This is a genomic window from Geobacter sp. 60473 (assembly GCF_036323535.1).
Taxonomy (GTDB): domain Bacteria; phylum Desulfobacterota; class Desulfuromonadia; order Geobacterales; family Geobacteraceae; genus Geobacter; species Geobacter sulfurreducens.
This window is the reverse complement of the sequence record NZ_AP028967.1, coordinates 1344086-1362056: the sequence shown is the minus strand read 5'-3', so window position 1 is coordinate 1362056 and position 17971 is coordinate 1344086. Positions and strand designations below refer to the sequence as shown.

At 58.1% G+C, this 17971-nt stretch carries 17 protein-coding genes and 1 riboswitch; of the genes, 12 read left to right on the top strand and 5 right to left on the bottom strand.

The genetic code is table 11. The features are described from left to right. Positions 1-14 precede the first annotated feature (14 nt). From AABA48_RS06190 to AABA48_RS06175, 4 genes are all read left to right on the top strand, one after another. Positions 15-1346 carry a S41 family peptidase gene (locus AABA48_RS06190; RefSeq protein WP_338271216.1) on the top strand — a complete coding sequence of 444 codons (1332 nt, stop codon included), beginning with the start codon at positions 15-17 and terminating at the stop codon, positions 1344-1346. 144 nt (positions 1347-1490) lie between these two features. Beyond that, positions 1491-2138 carry an AfsR/SARP family transcriptional regulator gene (locus AABA48_RS06185; protein WP_324310638.1) on the top strand — a complete coding sequence of 216 codons (648 nt, stop codon included), beginning with the start codon at positions 1491-1493 and terminating at the stop codon, positions 2136-2138. A gap of 375 nt (positions 2139-2513) precedes the next feature. Beyond that, a complete protein-coding gene (locus AABA48_RS06180; RefSeq protein ID WP_286349622.1) occupies positions 2514-3875 on the top strand; it encodes a hypothetical protein in 1362 nt (453 codons plus the stop codon). A gap of 191 nt (positions 3876-4066) precedes the next feature. Further along, positions 4067-4954 carry a divergent polysaccharide deacetylase family protein gene (locus AABA48_RS06175; protein ID WP_338271215.1) on the top strand — a complete coding sequence of 296 codons (888 nt, stop codon included), beginning with the start codon at positions 4067-4069 and terminating at the stop codon, positions 4952-4954. An 8-nt stretch (positions 4955-4962) separates the two neighbouring features. On the opposite strand, the gene AABA48_RS06170 is transcribed toward AABA48_RS06175, so the two are convergent. Next, complete coding sequence (locus tag AABA48_RS06170) at positions 4963-6363, bottom strand: ParA family protein (RefSeq protein ID WP_286349624.1); 1401 nt, start codon at positions 6361-6363, stop codon at positions 4963-4965. Between the two features lie 97 nt (positions 6364-6460). Here AABA48_RS06170 and xseA point away from each other — a divergent pair, with 97 nt between their 5' ends. The 6 genes from xseA (at position 6461) to AABA48_RS06140 (ending at position 12573) form a co-directional block, all read left to right on the top strand. After that, positions 6461-7804: an exodeoxyribonuclease VII large subunit gene (gene xseA / locus AABA48_RS06165; protein ID WP_286349625.1), complete on the top strand. Its 1344-nt coding sequence runs from the start codon at positions 6461-6463 to the stop codon at positions 7802-7804. Between the two features lie 66 nt (positions 7805-7870). Continuing rightward, the gene (locus AABA48_RS06160; RefSeq protein ID WP_010942410.1) at positions 7871-8101 is read left to right on the top strand and encodes an exodeoxyribonuclease VII small subunit; all 231 of its coding nucleotides are present in this window, start codon (positions 7871-7873) and stop codon (positions 8099-8101) included. Positions 8102-8144: 43 nt separating this feature from the next. Further along, on the top strand, positions 8145-9038 hold the full coding sequence (locus AABA48_RS06155; protein ID WP_286349626.1) for a polyprenyl synthetase family protein: 894 nt from the start codon (positions 8145-8147) through the stop codon (positions 9036-9038). Then, positions 9038-10918: a 1-deoxy-D-xylulose-5-phosphate synthase gene (gene dxs / locus AABA48_RS06150; RefSeq protein WP_286349627.1), complete on the top strand. Its 1881-nt coding sequence runs from the start codon at positions 9038-9040 to the stop codon at positions 10916-10918. The genes AABA48_RS06155 and dxs overlap by 1 nt, the downstream gene beginning before the upstream one ends. 78 nt (positions 10919-10996) lie before the next feature. Continuing rightward, positions 10997-11287: a J domain-containing protein gene (locus tag AABA48_RS06145; RefSeq protein ID WP_286349628.1), complete on the top strand. Its 291-nt coding sequence runs from the start codon at positions 10997-10999 to the stop codon at positions 11285-11287. 23 nt (positions 11288-11310) lie between these two features. Further along, positions 11311-12573: a peptidase MA family metallohydrolase gene (locus tag AABA48_RS06140; RefSeq protein WP_286349629.1), complete on the top strand. Its 1263-nt coding sequence runs from the start codon at positions 11311-11313 to the stop codon at positions 12571-12573. Positions 12574-12641: 68 nt separating this feature from the next. Here AABA48_RS06140 and AABA48_RS06135 read toward each other — a convergent pair whose 3' ends face one another. The 4 genes from AABA48_RS06135 to purM all read right to left on the bottom strand — a co-directional run bounded on the left by AABA48_RS06135 (position 12642) and on the right by purM (position 16542). Beyond that, on the bottom strand, positions 12642-14117 hold the full coding sequence (locus AABA48_RS06135) for a c-type cytochrome (protein WP_338271214.1): 1476 nt from the start codon (positions 14115-14117) through the stop codon (positions 12642-12644). A 94-nt stretch (positions 14118-14211) separates the two neighbouring features. Further along, a riboswitch (cyclic di-GMP riboswitch) is annotated at positions 14212-14287 on the bottom strand. Between the two features lie 238 nt (positions 14288-14525). Continuing rightward, positions 14526-14798 (bottom strand): cytochrome c7, encoded by a 273-nt coding sequence (locus tag AABA48_RS06130; RefSeq protein WP_338271213.1) that lies wholly within the window; start codon positions 14796-14798, stop codon positions 14526-14528. Between the two features lie 46 nt (positions 14799-14844). Then, positions 14845-15468, bottom strand: coding sequence for a phosphoribosylglycinamide formyltransferase (gene purN, locus AABA48_RS06125; RefSeq protein ID WP_286349632.1), 624 nt, complete (start codon positions 15466-15468; stop codon positions 14845-14847). Between the two features lie 27 nt (positions 15469-15495). Next, entirely contained in the window at positions 15496-16542 is a 1047-nt protein-coding gene (purM, locus tag AABA48_RS06120) for a phosphoribosylformylglycinamidine cyclo-ligase (protein ID WP_286349633.1), read from the bottom strand. Positions 16543-16708: 166 nt separating this feature from the next. Between purM and rimI the strand changes: the two genes are divergently transcribed. Both rimI and AABA48_RS06110 read left to right on the top strand, forming a co-directional pair. Then, positions 16709-17158 (top strand): ribosomal protein S18-alanine N-acetyltransferase, encoded by a 450-nt coding sequence (gene rimI, locus AABA48_RS06115; protein WP_416373118.1) that lies wholly within the window; start codon positions 16709-16711, stop codon positions 17156-17158. Further along, positions 17148-17963: a dihydroorotate dehydrogenase electron transfer subunit gene (locus AABA48_RS06110; protein ID WP_286349635.1), complete on the top strand. Its 816-nt coding sequence runs from the start codon at positions 17148-17150 to the stop codon at positions 17961-17963. The genes rimI and AABA48_RS06110 overlap by 11 nt, the downstream gene beginning before the upstream one ends. Positions 17964-17971 lie beyond the last annotated feature (8 nt).

Sequence of the window (17971 nt, the reverse complement as noted above, 5' to 3'; positions counted from 1 at the left end):
CTCTGGGAGGAGTAATGTTCAAGATCATCAAAGGTAAACGCGTCGCACTGTTGCTTGCCTCGCTTTGTGTTGTTGCCGTGCTCGGTGCCGTTGCCGTTCAGAAGCGGTGTGCAGCCGAGGGGGGGAATGATTACGAGTCCATCGAGCTCTTCACTGATGTGTTGGCGATCGTCAAGAAAAGCTATGTTGAAGAGGTGGACACCAAAAAGCTCATCTATGGAGCCATCAACGGCATGCTCGCCTCTCTTGATCCTCACAGCTCCTTCATGCCTCCCGACATGTACAAGGAGATGAAGATTGATACGAAAGGTTCTTTTGGCGGCCTGGGTATCGAAATCACGATCAAGGATGGGCTCCTCACGGTAATATCCCCCATCGAGGACACTCCCGCCTTCAGGGCAGGCATCAAGGCCGGGGACCAGATACTGAAGATCGAGGACCGCTTTACCAAGGACATGACCATCATGGATGCGGTCAAGAGAATGCGCGGCCCCAAGGGGACGAAAGTAACCCTTACTATCATGCGTGAAGGTTTCGACAAACCGAAGGAGTTCACGCTCGTTCGCGACACCATACAAGTCAAAAGCGTGCGTTTCAAATCAATGGATCAGGGGTATGGCTACGTAAGAATCGCACAGTTCCAGGAAAAGACGGACGATGACCTGGTCAAGGCGCTCAAGGCGCTCAAAGAAGAGAATGGTGGAGATTTGAGGGGGCTCATCCTCGACCTCCGCAATGATCCGGGCGGACTTCTTGATCAGGCTGTCAAGGTTGCCGATCACTTTATCGAGGATGGACTCATTGTGTACACGGAGGGCCGCGAGAAGGAGTCGCGGATGCAGTTTACCGCCCGCAAGTCCGGCACCGAGCCCAACTACCCGATGGTTGTGCTGATCAACAGCGGAAGCGCCAGTGCTTCCGAAATCGTCGCAGGTGCGCTGCAGGATCATAAGCGTGCCGTTGTCATGGGGACCCAGAGTTTCGGGAAAGGCTCGGTCCAGACAATTATCCCGCTCTCCGATGAGTCCGGTCTCCGGCTCACCACGGCGCGGTATTTCACGCCGAGCGGTCGTTCCATTCAAGCCAAGGGCATAACGCCGGACATCATTGTGGAGCGCGCGGAAATCCAGTCCACAGAGAAGATGGAAGGTCATATTCGCGAGAAAGACCTGGAGAATCATTTCGATTCCGAGTCGAAGGATGGAGCGGACAACAAACAAAAAGGAACGGATAAAGGCGCTTCGGCAGCATCCAAGGTCGATGAGCAACTGAAGAGCGATTATCAGGTGATGCGTGCGCTGGATCTCCTGAAAGGGTGGGAAATCCTGAAAACAATAAGCAAATGAGATGATGATTTACACAAAAAAGGGGGGGCTTGGGCCCCCCTTTTTTGTGTAAATCTGATAGGTTCTATATTTGTATTGACACTCCCGTAACGATGTAGTATTCAGTAAGTAAATTAATCACAATTAAGGTAAGGGCGTATCGTGATGGTTGCACATAGAAAAATAGCGACGACAGATGAGAGGGGAGAAGAGGGACCTGCTTTACATATCAACTCCTTTGGCGGTCTTTCCATCACTTACCACGGGGCTCCGATAAGTATCGTCTGGGAAAGCCAGAAGGCGAGGATACTTTTCTGTTATCTCCTTATCTCTTATGATCAGTGGCTGCACAGGGACAAACTGATAGAAATGATTTGGCCCGGATGTGATCTCTCTTCCGGCGCCAAGAACTTCAAGACTACCCTCAGCAGGCTGCGCAAGTCATTTTCCGGCCCTCGCACCGTTAATCCCGTCTTAAGCCTGGGAGAGGCCATTCGGCTCGATTACTCCGTTTTTACGCTCGATTCCAGCCAGTTTAAATATCATGCCTCTTCGGGCATAAAAATGCTGGCCCGCGGCGAGATTTCCGTGGCAAGAAAGTATCTGGAAACTGCCCAGGATCTTTACAGTGGGCCCTTTTTGCCTGAAGAACCATTTGATCCCTATATTTCCGCGGAACGCAATGAACTGGAAAAACTTCACGCGTCTGTCCTGTCTTCCCTTGAAAAGGTATATCAAATTGAAGGGAATCAGGATGCCGTCGAGGCTATAACTCTCCTGAAGAATGTTGCGGGGATGGCTCATCAACTTTGATGAGCCGTCTTCATGCAGCATATCTGTAAGTAGTGACTGAATATTCAACACTCACCAAATCTCGTCAGCTCTTTCCCTTGCCTCATTTTGTTGCTGTTGCGCGTTTTTTCCCCCCATTCGTACGAAATTTCTTTCGATTCCCTTTAGCGACACATCTATCCGTATGGTTGCATCGTTAGTCAACGTCCACAGTTTGATGTTTTCAGCATCCCGGTGGTTTGGCCAGCTCGTGAGAGAAGGTGACGCGTTCCACCGGGATGTGAGCGGCCGAGATACCCTTGTGTACTGGACTGTGCAGATTTTATGGAAAGCTGCGGGGCTGTTTTGTGGTACGATGACACATATAACCTTGCCTGCTGATTATGAGGAATCGCAATGAAGAAGTCCGCAATTCTTAGCGTCTTGGTCTGCGCGTTTTTCGTCCTTGTTGTCACTACGTTTGCGTTCGGCGCCGGCGGCAGCCTTTCAGCGTATCCATCGGGAAGTGACGTGCTGATCTCCGCCACAGGGCTGTCCAATGTAGATGCAATAGACATGACGGTGACCTATGACCCACAAGCGTTGAGTAACGCCCAAGCGATGCAGCTCAGCGGATTCCGCTGGGCCATGTTTCTCCCCAATACAGCCGCTGCCGGCACCATCCGTCTCGCCATGCTTAATACTACGCCATTGTCCGGTTCAGGTCCGCTTGCAAAGATAAGCTTTTCACAGGGAGGCAAGGGGGCAACCGGGGTAACTATCGTTTACCAGATTATTAGCGGGGATGCTTCCCGGAAGGGGAACCTCAAGGTTACCCTTAATGGCGGGACAACCCAATCCACTGAGTCCTCCACGTCACAACCGACAGAGTCTTCCGTAAATGCGGGTCAGGGAGAGAACCTTGCAGACGGTTCGGGTGCTTCAGCAATGGATGGAACTGCTCAGGTGCCTTCAGCCGGCGAAACGTCGGGCGACGCTGCTTATCGAGGAGGAGCCGTCGTATTGCCGGGGATGATAACGTCTGGGGCTGTTGATAACGATGCGCGTGTTTCAGCAGGGAAGCCGTCTGCTGCAGAGCAGACGGCGCCTGTTGAAGAGTCTCCACAGGTGCAAGCGAACGACGCGAACGAAACGGGTGAACAGCACGGTCCGCTCCCGGAAGCCGAGCGGCCGGTGCCCGAGCCGGAAGCGAAACCCGCACCTGTGACGCAGGAGGGGTATGCCGTACTCGGCAGCGTGGTTGCCCGCTTCCGCGACTACACGGGAGTCAGAACCCCCAAGGCGCTCATGGCACTATTCAAGGAACCCGTGGCGGATAGCATCAGTCAGGACCCGGCTATCTGCCTCACTGACGGCAAAACCGCCGTTCGCATCACTGTGGATCTCACGGGGGGAGAGAAGGCAGCGCCCAACTTCGCACTGAGAGGCGCGGCGCTCAAGTCGCTTAAAAAGGGGGATGGAAACCGCTGGCTGGTGGAAGCGCTGCCGGAGGCCGGTGCCGTGGAAGCAACCCTCATTATCGTAACTGGTCGGAAGATGGTGGAGTATCCGCTCACCGTCGCACCGCGAGCAGACGTCGACATGGACGGCAAAGGACGCGTGACCGAGGCGGATTTCCTGCTTTTCCTTGCCCGGAAATCGGTTGGTCCGGTCCGCTCATTTGATCTGAACGGCGACGGCAAGGTCGACTATCTCGATGATTACATTTATACGGCCAACTATCTTACGGCCACGGATGAGAAAAAAACACGGAACTAGAGCGTAATCCCCATGGTTCAGCAAAGCCCGTCGTGAGCTGCCCGACGGGCTTTGCTCGTTCGTCAGGATACGGTTTGCCCCCCGACTGAGCTATGGTACTATGAAGGACCGAATCTCCCAAACAAGGAGCCTCTGTGGCCTCACCACGTAAAACTGTCAGAACGAACCGCAGAAAACGGAATTCTTCCCGCGTGCCGCTCATCGGCATGGCTCTGGTCGTCATAGCGGTCATCGCCGCTGTCTTTTTTCTTGATCGCACGTACCGCAAACAACCGGTCGTGCAGCAGACCCCACCTCCCGTGGTGGAGCGTCACAAGCTTCCTCCCCGAGAGCCGGAACAACCAGTTGCCCACGAAGACTACACGGGAGTTATCCACCACCCGGCCGAACCACGGCGCGCGCAGCGTCCAACAGGGCCGGGAACCCTTGCCGTCATCATTGACGACATGGGGAAGGGGCTTCCTGAAGCACGTGCCCTGATGGATATCGGCATTCCACTTACCTTTGCCATCATTCCGGGTCTGCCGAAGGTCAGACGGGTTGCCGAGGAGGCCCGGCAGCGGGGAATCGAGGTAATGGTGCATCTGCCCATGGAGCCTAAGGGATATCCCGAAAGGCGCCTTGAGGCGAACGGTCTCCTCCTCTCTCAGGGCGACGATGAGATTGCCGGCCGGGTAAACGCTTACTTGGACGAGATTCCCCAGGCAGTCGGGGCGAACAATCACATGGGCTCAGGGTTTACCGAGAACCGTCAGAAAATGGCCGTGGTGATGGGGGTGCTGAAGGAAAGGGGGCTGTTCTTTGTGGACAGTAAGACGTCCCCTGTCTCGGTGGGTGATGCCGTGGCGCGGGAAATGGGGGTGCGCACGGCGGTGCGGAATGTCTTCCTCGACAACATCCAGGAATCGGGCTACATCACGAACCAACTCCGTCAGGCCGCTTCGATCGCCCGGAAACGGGGCAATGCCATTGCGATCTGCCACCCGCATCCTGCCACCATCCAGACCCTTGCCGTCGAGTTACCGCGTTTGCGGGATGAAGGGATCACCTTTGTGACGGTGTCGAGGCTGGTCAGGTAGCAGGGGCGTTACGATGAAACAATCTGGGCCGCGATGTGCTGTTTGAGCTTGGTGAGCCCCCGGTAGCTCTCGTCCCGCAGAATTCCCTGGGGATTGTCCCGCGTTACCGGGTGGACAAGGATGAAACGATCGGAGCTTCCGGCGCCGGCGGTGCCCAGAGCTTCGGTCATGAGGGTGTAAAGCCTGCTGCGTTCCCGCCGCAGCAACCCACCTTCGTATTCTCTGAGGGGGTAATTCTTCTTGATCAGGAGCGTGCCGTCGAGACTGAACCGATGGAACTCCACTGCCCCGCCGTTCGACGCCGGCCGGAAGACAAAGGCTGACTCCCTGGACGAATCGCGCATGAGATGAACCGTTGGGGCGTCATCCACCATGCTGACATCCATGTTGTAGATGTTGGTCATGAGCATGGTGAGGAAGCATTCTTCCTCAAAGAACCCTGCCGCGCTGCCGTCGGACACCTCGAAGTAGAACGAGTGACGGCCGTTTCCATCATCGCTCACCGGTTTGCCGCAAAGCAGGCACTGGCTCTTGATCCCTGAAAGCCGTGCGAAAAACTCTTCCTTCTTGCGGCTTTCCTCGGTCTGAAGCCACTTGTGGAAGAGGAGTGAGCGAGGCTCCGTGGCGGCGTTGTACTCATTGATGAGAATCTGGGCCAACTGCGCGAACTGACCGTGGACTTCAGTCCACTTGGCATGGGTCAGAATCGGATAAATTTTCCCGTCGGGGTTGGTATTGAGGCTCTCTACCTTGGGACTCTTGGAGATATACACGTCGAGGCAACGGTAGCCTCGATTGATGGCGTAAGCTTTGAGCAGTGTTTTCTGGTCGTTGAAGGGACCGTCGAACTTGATTCGTTCGTCCACGAGGCAGGGGATGAGGCTGAGGCTTTTGCGGTCGAGCCCCCGCTGTTCGAACAGTGCGAAAATGTTGCGGCAATTCTCCAGACTCGGCATGTCCTTGACCGGGATGATGGCCCGATCTGCCGCGAACAGGGCATTCTGGGTGAGCATGTCCAAGTCGGGCCTCGTGTCGATGATGAGAACCCCGGGGATGCGCGAGGCGGCCAGAAGCCGTGCCAGGACCATGGGCCCACGAATGGAACCTTTAAGGTCGTTGAGGCTGGCGGATGAAGGGATGTAGCCGACTCCGTACTGACCGGTATGGATCAGGTCGCGGGGCGGAGATTCCATGAGCAGGTCGGCCACGCTGCCGGTCAGCCTCTGCCCCTTGATCTCGAACATCCGGTCTACGGTGAAGTGGTTGTCGAAGGAAAAGATGGTAACCGGCAGATTCTCGTTGAGGGCCTTCAGATAAATTGCCAGGTTTGTGGCAAGAGTGGTCTTGCCGACCCCTCCCTTTTCCGAGGAGACAGTGATAACATAAGGGTAATTCTGCATGGGGCACATACTACACTGTCCGCCTGACAACGGTCAACCCGGTTTGACAGGCCGTTGCCCCTGAATTGTATCTATCTGATACTAAATGATTTTACTCGGGGTGCCCGTGGATATCTTTTCTGAAAAACGAATTTTGACCGTGTCCCAACTCACCTCGCTCATTCGCGGAGTGCTCGAGGAAAACTTCGAGCACGTGTGGGTGGAAGGGGAGGTGTCGAATCTCGCCACGCCGGCTTCCGGCCACCTCTACTTCACTCTGAAGGACGGGGCGGCCCAGATCCGCTGCGTCATGTTCAGGGCATCATCCAGGGCACTGAAATTTCGCCCCCGGGACGGGATGGGCCTCATCGTCCGCGGAAGAGTTACGGTGTACGATCAGCGTGGAGAGTACCAACTGCTGGTGGAATACCTTGAGCCCCGCGGCATCGGGGCCTTGCAACTGGCTTTCATGCAGTTGAAGGAACAGTTGGCCCGGGAGGGGCTGTTCGCTGACGAGCACAAGAAGCCCATTCCATCGCTGCCCCAGAAAATCGGAGTGGTCACCTCGGCCACAGGGGCGGCCATTCACGACATTCTTACCGTGTTGAACCGTCGTTTCGCCAACGTGGAGATTCTTATCCGCCCGGTAAAGGTTCAGGGGGAGGGGGCTGCGGAGGAAATCGCCGCGGCAATTGACGACTTCAACCGATACGGCGACATCGACGTGATGATCGTCGGGCGGGGGGGTGGGTCGCTCGAGGATCTATGGGCCTACAACGAGGAAATGGTTGCGCGGGCCATCCATCGCTCGCGCATCCCGGTGATTTCTGCTGTTGGGCACGAAGTGGACTTCACCATTGCTGATTTTGTTGCCGACCTGCGGGCTCCTACGCCGTCGGCAGCGGCCGAACTGGTGGTGAAGAGCAAAGAGGAGCTAGCCGCCCGTCTTGAATTTCTCAGACACCGGCTGGTTCATGGGGAACGGCAGGTCCTGGCCGAGAGGAGAGTCGAGCTCGACAGTCTCAACCGTTCCCTGCGTGATCCGTCCATGCTGGTGGGGCACCTGTCACAGCGGGTCGATGACCTCTCGGCCCGGTTGGAGCGAGGGACAGTGAGCAGCGTCCGACGTCATCGCGGCAGCCTTGATCTGCTGGCCACCAATTTGCGCCTTACCAATCCCGCTGTCAGGCTTGAGCGAGCCCGGGAAAGGGTCATGGCCCTTGCCGGGCGCAACGAGATGCTGCTCCGCCGTTTCCTGGACCACCTCAGAGAGAAAACACTCGTGGCGGCAGCGCGGCTCGATACGCTTTCGCCGCTGGCCACCATGGCACGGGGATACAGTATCGTGCTAAAGCTTCCCGAGCGGTGCCTCGTTACCGACAGCACCCGGCTCGCGCCGGGAGACCGGGTTGAGTTGCGCCTTCGCCGCGGCCGGGCCGGCTGTTGCGTGGAATCCAGCAGCGACACGTGACAAACCTTGACTCACCCTGTCCGGGCGCTATAATGACCCCTTCATTTTCATATACGGGATAAATCTATGGCTGTTGAAAAATTTGAAACCGCGCTGAAAAAGCTGGAAGACGTGGTCAGGAAGCTGGAGGGGGGAGATCTTTCCCTCGACGATTCGCTCAAGGCATTCGAAGAGGGGGTCAAGATGGCCTCTTTCTGCACGAAGAAACTGGACGAGGCGGAGAAGAAGGTTGAACTCCTGCTTAAGAAGAAGGACGGCACGTTCGTGCGCGAGGACTTCCGGCTGGACGATGAATAGTCCGGTTCCGCGCGCATGCACCTTTACGTGAAAGGATGGTCCGATGGATCTGAAAGGTTATCTTAAAGAACGCTGTGACTTGGTGGACGAAGCTCTGGAGCGCCACCTGCCGGCTGAAGACGAGCTCCCGTCTTCGGTGCACCGCGCCATGCGTTATTCGGTATTTGCCGGTGGGAAACGGGTCCGCCCGATCCTGATGCTGGCAGCCTGCGATGCCGTGGGCGGCGATACGGCGCTGGCCCTGCCGGCGGCCTGCGCCATGGAGATGATCCATACCTACTCTCTCATCCATGACGACCTGCCGGCAATGGATGACGATGATTTCCGCCGCGGGCGGCCGACGAACCACAAGGTATTCGGCGAAGCCATTGCCATCCTTGCCGGCGATGCCCTGCTTACCGAGGCGTTCATCCTCGTGAGCTCTCCCTCCTATGCTGCCTCGGTTGGAAGTGATCGGCTCCTGACGGTCATTCACGAGATCGCCCTCTGTGCCGGTTCGCGGGGAATGGTCGGCGGGCAGGTGGTCGACATGGAGAGCGAGGGGAACAAGGAGATCGATCTGGCAACGGTCCAGTATATTCACACCCGCAAGACCGGTGCGCTGATCAAGGCCTCCATCAAGGCTGGAGCCGTCCTGGGGGGAGCCGATGCTAGCGCTGTCAGGGCCATGACACGCTATGGCGAAGCCATTGGCCTGGCGTTCCAGATCGCCGACGATATCCTCGATATCGAGGGAACAACCGAGCAGATCGGCAAGGACGCGGGCAGTGATGAAGCTCGGGGGAAAGCCACCTATCCGGCCGTGCTGGGCCTGTCCGAATCCAAGCGGCGCGCCCAGGAGCTTCTCGATCTCGCCATCGAGGCCCTTTCGCCCTTTGACCACCGGGCTGACCCTCTCAGGGAAATTGCCCGGTACATCGTGTCACGGAAATCATGATGTCTCGCATTCTCGACAGGGTAGATTCTCCCTCTGACCTGAAGGGTCTCACTACGGCCGAATTGGGCATCCTTGCAGAGGAAATACGACAGGAAATCATAGCCGTCTGCTCCCGCAACGGCGGTCACCTGGCTCCGAGTCTCGGCGTGGTGGAGCTAACTCTGGCGCTGCATAGGGTCTTCACCTCGCCCGAGGATAAAATCGTCTGGGACGTGGGACACCAGGCCTATGCCCACAAACTCGTGACCGGCCGCCGCGACCGGTTCGCAACCCTGCGCACCCTTGGAGGGATCAGCGGTTTCCTCAAGCGTGCCGAGTCGCTCCACGACGTGTTTGACGCCGGCCATGCCTCCACTTCCATATCCGCAGCCCTGGGGCTTGCGGCGGCTCGCGACCTCGCCGGCAGGAAAAACAAGGTGGTGGCGGTCATCGGCGACGGCTCCATGACCGGCGGTATCGCCTATGAAGGACTCAACCACGCGGGGCACCTGAACCGTGATCTGGTCGTGGTTCTGAACGACAACGAGATGTCCATCGCCGAGAACGTGGGCGCTCTGTCCAATTTTCTGAGCCGCACCGTTACCAGCGAGTTCGTTCATACCCTGAAGAAGGATGTGGAAACCTTTCTCGGGGGGCTCGACCGGATCGGCCGGAACGTCCTCAAGGTGGCCAAACGGGCGGAAGAGTCTCTCAAGGGACTCTTTACGCCGGGAATGCTCTTCGAAGCCTTCGGGTTCGAGTATATCGGCCCCATCGACGGACACGACATCGGCCGCCTCACGGAAACCTTCGAAAAGGTCAAGCGGTTCGATGATGCGGTCCTGATCCACGTTCTGACCAAAAAGGGAAAGGGGTTTGCCCCGGCCGAGGCCAAACCGTCGCTTTTTCACGGGGTCGGCCCCTTTGACCCGGTCAGTGGTGAAATCGCAAAAGGAAAGGGCGGGGCCGCCTCCTACACGGGAGTCTTCGGCCAGGCCCTGACGCGGATTGCCGACGAAGACGAGCGGGTCGTCGCCATCACTGCGGCCATGCCCGACGGCACAGGCCTCGGCTCTTTTTCGGCCCGCCACCCCGGTCGCTTCTTCGATGTGGGGATCGCGGAGCAGCACGGCGTAACCTTTGCCGCCGGCCTCGCGGCCGAAGGGTACCGGCCGGTTTTCGCCATCTACTCTTCGTTCCTGCAGCGGTCCTATGACCAGCTCTTCCACGATGTCTGCCTCATGAACCTGCCGGTGACCTTTGCCATTGACCGGTCCGGGGTCGTGGGGAGCGACGGTCCGACCCACCACGGTCTCTTTGACCTGTCCTACCTGCGTACCCTGCCCAACATGGTCATTATGGCACCCAAGGATGAAAACGAGCTGCAGCACATGCTCAAGACCGCCATCGACCATAATGGCCCCGCAGCGGTCCGCTATCCCCGCGGCAATGGGCTCGGCGTGCCTCTTGACCAGTCGTTGGTTCCGATCCCCTTGGGCACGTCGGAAGTGCTGCGTGCCGGCAGCGGCACCTGTGTGGTTCTGGCTGTCGGTACCATGGTCGGGCCTGCCCTCGAAGCGGCTAACGCCCTTGAAGGTGAGGGGATTGACCTGACTGTGGTCAACGTCCGGTTTGTGAAACCCCTCGACCGGGAGCTTGTCCTGTCGTACGTCGGCCGGGCCGGAACGCTGGTGACTATTGAGGAAAACGTCCTTCAAGGGGGCTTTGGTTCAGCCGTGCTCGAACTGCTTGCCGATGAAGGAGTAGACGGCGTTGCCGTGCACCGGTTCGGCTACCCCGACCGGTATGTGGAGCAGGGTGAACAGCATGAACTGCGGTCACGCTACGGCCTCGATGCCGAGGGGATTGCCGGACGGATCAGGACGTTGTCCGCGCGCTAGATGCGGATCAATTTCTCCTGCCGGGAACAACGGTTGGGCTGACCATGCGCTTAGGGCCACCATCTATGGGGGCAGCCGATGAAATACGTAGATCTCGTCAAATCTCTGGAAATATTCGGATTGTCAGACCGGGTGACGCTGCGGGAGATCAAGGCCCGCCACCGGGAACTCGTGCGGCGCCATCATCCCGACACCGGAGAAGAGGGCGACCCGGAGCGAATCCGGCTCATCAACGGAGCCTATGCCCTGCTTCGAGAGTACGCTGACGGTTATCGCCTCTCCTTCTCCGAACAGGAGTTCTACGAGCAAAACCCTGATGAGCGGTTACGGATGCAGTTTGAAGATGCTCCTCTCTGGGGTATGCGTTGAACGCCGTCCTGAAACACCCTCTGTTGTTTACCCTTCCTCTGCTCCTCGGCGGTCTCGTGGTCGCCGTCCCGCCGGCAACCGGCGCCGACCCGGTCGCCCGGAACAACTACGGTGCGCAGCCCCTTGAACGCGGCGAGATGGAAAAGGGCATAGAGCAGCTGGAGCAGGCATTCTCTCTGTTTTCCCTGGACCCGGCGCTGAGGGATAACCTTGCCGCGGCCCACGCCCTTCTCGGGAGGAAGTTGCTGGAGATCAAATCCTACGAAGATGCGGCAAGGCATTTTGGACGCGCCAGCGAACTCTATCCCGACGAACCCCGTTTTCATCTTTTGAGAGGGATCGCCTTTTCTCTGGCCAAGTATGGAGAAATGGCCCGTTACGAGCTTGCCCTAGCCCGGTCCCTCGGCGGAGACACGGCCGAAGGCCTTTATTTCCTAGGGAAGACATATTATGACGCGGGTGAGACCGACCAGGCCATGGCCCTCTGGGAGAAGGCCGCTAACCTTGCTCCTTCCGAATCCTTTCTAGCCGGACTGCTGGAAAAGGTGCGGCGTGAGCAGTCGGTCGAGGAGCGGATGGAGCGGGGGCATAGTTCGCGCTTCATTGTTTCGTACGACAGTGGGACAAAGACCGACAGCGCCCTGGCCATTCTTGACCTGCTTGAAGAGTTCTATAATTCGGTCGGTACCGATTTAGGGTACTTCCCCGCCTCACGAATCCCGGTCATACTCTACACTCGCCAGGACTACCGGGAGGTCACCCGGTCGCCCCACTGGTCAGGCGGGTTGTATGACGGCAAAATCCGCCTCCCTGTCGGCGGCATAACAGAGATCACGCCGGATATCAGGGCAACTCTGCGCCATGAATATGTCCACGCCGTTGTCATCGACCTGACTCGTGGTAATTGCCCCACCTGGTTGAACGAGGGGATTGCCGAAATCCAGGGGCGCCTGGAGTACAATCCCCCTCTCGGCGAGTTGGAAAAAGCGGCTAAACGTGGAGAGTTTTTGCCGTTAAAACGCCTTGAAGGATCATTCGCCGGGCTCGAAGGAGGCGAGGTTCGTCTTGCCTATGAGCAAAGCTACTCCCTCGTCGATTTTATCGTTTCCGCCCATGGATGGCACCGGCTTCGGATGGTCCTCGAAGATCTGGGAAGCGGTCTGTCGCTTGGCGAGGCAATGAACCGGGCGTTCGCCGATGTGGGACTCGATTATGACGGCCTGTTCGGCCAATGGCGCGATCATGTACTGAGAGAGGTGGGTGGCGGAGGCACGCCGGAACGATAATCCGGATTCCGGAAGAATAGAAAACGGCCTGCAAAAGCAGGCCGTTTTCTATTGCGGATCAGAGTTGATCAGTTTGCGTTGACAAAGGTTTTGAGGTTTGCAAGATCCGAAGCGGTGAGTGTAATACCCTTGTGACCCGAAACGCCGGCGGTGAACTTTCCGTCAATCTTTGTTCCGGCCCGGGAGAGGTTCGGAGCACTGCCGGAGGCGTCATAGGTGCCCAGGCGATGACACGATGCGCACCGGCTGTCGTAAACGGTCTTGCCCGGGTCGACAGTGGGTGTCGGAGTCGGAGTAGGTGTCGGAGTCGGAGTAGGTGTCGGAGTCGGAGTAGGTGTCGGAGTCGGAGTAGGCGTCGGGGCGACAATCGATGCCAGTGAGGTGGCTATCGCCTGGATTTCAGCGGAAGTGAGGGTTGAAAGGAACCCCATGCCGCCACGATTGCCGGAGATTGCCGATTGGATGGCCGATACAGTCTTGGTCTGGATGTCGGAATTCGTGAGCGAACCATGGCATGCCTGACAGTTATTCCCGTAGAGTGCCGACCCGTTGGGAGTAGGAGTAGGAGTAGGAGTAGGAGCCACTGCCAAGACGTCAACGATTGCCTGCAACTGAGCTGAGGTCAGCGAGGAGAGGAACCCCATGCCGCCGGCGTTCGCGCTCACGGCACTCTGGAGACGCGCAAGCGTGGTCCCTTTTTTCTCAGATGTGGCCAAAGCGCCATGGCAGGCCGCGCAGTTGGCTGCGTACAATCCTTGTCCGTCTGTTGCCGGGGTCGGGGGTGCCGGCATGTTGCCCATGGTGAAGGTCCCGCCGTTAATGTTCATCAGGGGAGCACTGAAGATCGGCGCATTTGTGGCTCTGTTGGCGACTACCATGGTGCCGGCACCGATTTGAACGCGGATCACGTCCAGAACGGCGTCGAGACCGGTGTGGTTGGCCGTGAAGGGAGCGGTGATCGGGTGTACGTTGGCCCCGTATTGGTCAAGCAGTGGTTTGAGTTGGGTGCGCAGGGCAGCTACGGTAGCAGGCAGGTTAGCGCTAATGGTTTCGAGCATTGCGGGGGAGGGGGATGCATAGACTGCTGCAGCCGGATCACTTACACCGGCGGCGCTGGCCAGTGCCGCATTGGACAGGGGGTTGATGTTTGCGGTGCCGGGGCCGGACGCAAACGAGCAGATGGTTACTGCAGTGCCGCCTGACGTGCCGTCAGCTTTCAATATGTACGGCGGCGTCAAACCGGTAACATCAATAGTGAACGAGCCGTCTGTGGCGGAAGTGGCTGTTTTTTCCACTGACGGCGACGAAGAATCCTTGAGCCGGATCGTTCCCACAAGGGGGGCTCCGGTGGCTGCCACCCCTGATACTGCTGCGGCAGTCGGCGTACCCGTTGACGTTGCAGCAGTAGAACCACCGCCTCCGCCGCCACAGCCGGCCAATGTCATAAGTGCCGTGATCATGAGCATGATCAGGCCGGTGAAGGTTTTACGGGGCAGCATGCCCTGTTGTGTCTGGAGCGAAATTAGCCCTTTACGTGCGGTCATTAAGTTTCCTCCCTGAGTGCGTGGTAGTGTACCGGACCAGAACGATCCGGCAGCCCGGGCACAAAAAAGCCGGGGCCTGATATCGTTCAGATATTTCGGCGACCCGGCTGTCTCAGGGAGACCCTTAGGCTTTCCGCCCCATCCTCGCGGATGGTTTAGTATTGTCGTGTATCTGTTTTGTTTGGTGAATTGCTGACTATAGAACTAACAAACCCAGTATCTGGATGTCAATACAAAATGTTTTGCGGATGTTACAATTTTGAAATGCATAATTATAATAGCATGTTATACGTCGTAAATTTAGTTTCGCTTTGCCGGAGACAACTCGAAGTTTTTCTCTATGGCAACAAAAAAACCGGTCATCCGAAGGGTAACCGGCTTCGCGTCTAATTGTTTTTGCGAGCTGTGCTAGCCCTTGTGGCAGAGCTTGCATTTTGTGGGTCCGGCGCCCCGCACTTCGTGGCACCCCTTGCAGGTCTTGTGGGCGTAGTCCTTGCCGAAATTTTTTCTTTTGCCGGGGGTTTTCTCGTGACAGCTCCTGCATTCCCTTACAAATTCAGAGTGTCGTTTGTGGGTGAAGGTGACGGCACCGTTTTTGGACGAGAACAGGATAACATCAGCTGCAAGGCCGACAGAGGCGGTTAGAATCATGGCAGCGAAGAAAATGACCGTTCGTTTCATGGCACCGTTCCTCAATCGCGGAATAACCGGAGAGCATATTGCCTGGTCATGCCCCCGGCGGAAGTATTGACACCTTTCTTCCCTCGATCCTGAGGCGTCCTTCGGCAAAAAGCCGGATAGCCTCGGGATAGGCCCGGTGCTCTTCTCCCTGGATACGGGCCGAAAGGGAGGCTTCATCGTCATCATCCATGACCGGGACGGCTGCCTGGATTATGATCGGTCCTGTATCGGTCCCTTCATCAACAAAGTGGACAGTGCATCCGGAGAACTTGACCCCGTACCTGAGCGCCTGGGCCTGGGCGTGGAGCCCGGGAAAGGCGGGCAGAAGGGCGGGATGGATATTCATGACCGCATTAGGGAAGGCGTCAAGCAACACCGGGGTGACGATGCGCATGAAGCCAGCCAGGACGACGAGTTGCACCCCGTGGGCGCGCAGGGTTTCCACCAGGGCCGCATCGTAGGATTCACGGCCGCCGTGGGTCCTGTGGTCGATATGGATGGCGGGTACGCCGTGTTTTCTAGCGCGTTCCAGACCGAAGGCATCAGCTTTGTTGCTGATCACGCAGGCAATTTTCGCCGGGAGCGAACCGGCCTCGATCCGATCGATGATTGCCTGGAGGTTCGAGCCATTGCCCGAAACGAGAACACCAACTGCAAGCGGTTGAATCATAGGGGCTCCCATGGTGCCGCGTCCCGTTTATACGAGTTCGACCATCTCGGCGCCGGGCTCGCACTTGGCGATTTCGCCGATGATGAAGGCCTTCTCCTGAAGTCCCGAAAGGCGGATAAGTATCTCGTCGGCCTCGTTTTCGGGTACTGCCAGCACCATGCCGATTCCACAGTTGAACGTGCGGTACATTTCGTCCCGCTCAACGGATCCTGCCTCTTGAAGCAGGGAGAAGAGGGGCGGAAGCGGGCAGCTGTCCAGATGCACCAAAGCCTTGCAGCCGTTGGGCAACACGCGGGGGACGTTTTCCAGCAGGCCGCCGCCGGTAATGTGCGCTATGCCGTTCACGTGGAAGTCCCTCAGCAGGTTGAGAACGGTCTTGACGTAGATTCTGGTGGGGGTAAGCAGGGCGTCGGCCGCGGAGATGCCGAGCCCAGGCAGAATGGAGTCTATGCCGAGCCCCATGGATTCAAAGATAATCTTGCGGGCGAGCGAATAGCCGTTGCTGTGCAGGCCGCTGGAGGCGATGCCCACGAGACGGTTGCCCACCGTGATCGACGATCCGTCGATGATGTTGTCGCGCTCGACCACGCCCACGGTGAACCCGGCAAGGTCGTATTCGCCGGGCTGATAGAAACCGGGCATCTCCGCCGTCTCGCCGCCGATAAGGGCACAGCCGGCCTGGACGCATCCCTCCGAGATCCCTTTGACCACCGCGGCTCCCCGCTGGGGATCCAGTTTGCCCGTGGCGAAATAGTCGAGGAAAAAGAGCGGCTCGGCACCCTGGACGACGATGTCGTTGACGCACATGGCCACCAGGTCGATGCCGACGGTGTCATGCCGGTCGGCCATCATGGCGATCTTGAGCTTGGTGCCGACGCCGTCGGTTCCCGAAACCAGGACGGGGTTGCGGTACTTGTTGGTGTTCAGGGAAAAGAGCCCACCAAAGCCGCCGATGTCTGAGATGACCTCGGGCCTGGAAGTGGCTTTCACGAACGGCTTGATGAGCCCCACAAACGTGTTGCCGGCATCAATGTCGACACCGGCGTCCTTATAGGTAAAACCTCTCTTTGTCACTACGTTTCCTCCCGTTAAAAGAAGTGAAAATTTATCGCATGAACCGGTAAATGTCAAACCCTATCTGGCGCGGTTTGAGGCCCGAAAAAAGGGTTTACAAGGGGGTGTCCTTCGCCTATGATGCGTACGCTCGATGAATACCGCAGATTGCCCGACAATATTGCCCATGACCGAAGGCGACCTGGACGAGGTTCTGCAGATCGAATCCGACTCGTTCCCCCGCCCCTGGACCAGGGATCACTTCGTCGCAGAACTCGCATCCCCCCGTTCTTTCCCCGTTGTTGCCCGGTCACCGGGCGGACTCGTTGCGGGGTATATCTGTCCGACACTCCTTTTCGACGAGGGCGAGATACTCGACGTGGCCGTGCGCCGGGATTTCCGCGGGCAGGGCATAGGTGCGCTGCTGGTGACCCATGCCGTAGCGGAACTCGCCGGGCGAGGCGCCCGGGCCGTTCACCTGGAGGTCCGCGTGTCGAATATTTCCGCCAGGACGCTTTACCGCCGTCTCGGATTTATCGAGACCGGCCGGCGTCCTGGATACTACGAAAATGGCGAGGATGCCGTGCTGATGACCTACTCAATTGACGAAGGAGAGGACTCACCCCATGCAGTTTAAGGCGATGATCATCTCGAACCACGAGGTTTCTCCCGGCTACTTCCGCATGAGAATGTCCGCGCCTTCCGCGTTGGCTGATGCCAGACCGGGACAGTTCATCATGGTGCGGGTCCGGGACGCTATCGATCCCCTGTTGCGTCGTCCCTTCGGCATCTTCGACGTGGGTACCGTGGCCTCCGAGTTCTCCGGCTGCGGCCCGCAGACCTACGTGGAAATGCTGTACAAGGTGGTGGGGAAGGGGACCGCAACACTTTCTACCTATCACCATGGCGACCACGTGGACCTTCTGGCCCCTCTCGGCACCGGCTTCGACCTGGGCGACCCGGACGAAGAGAAAATTCTCGTGGGCGGGGGCATCGGCATCGCCCCGCTTTACTATCTGGCCAAAAAGCTGGTGGAGCGCTCGCGGGTCCGTTTCTTCCTGGGGGGCAGGACCCGGGACGACATCCTTTGCGTGACCGAATTCGAGCGGCTTGGTGTGGAAACCTACGTTGCGACCGACGACGGCACCCTCGGCGACCGGGGCTTCGTGACGGACGTCATGGAGCGTCACATCCGGGGCGCGGCGGGCAAGAGAACCATCTATGCCTGCGGCCCCATGCCCATGCTTCAGGCCGTGGCCGGTATCGCCGAGCGAACCGGCGTCCCCTGTCAGGTTTCTCTTGAGGCCTATATGGCGTGCGGCATGGGGGCGTGCCTTGGTTGCGTGGTGAAGGGGAGGGAGCATTCAGACGAGTCGCCGGACTACCGTTGCGTGTGCAAGGATGGCCCGGTTTTCGCCTTTGATCAGTTGAAATGGGTATAGCGCCCCGG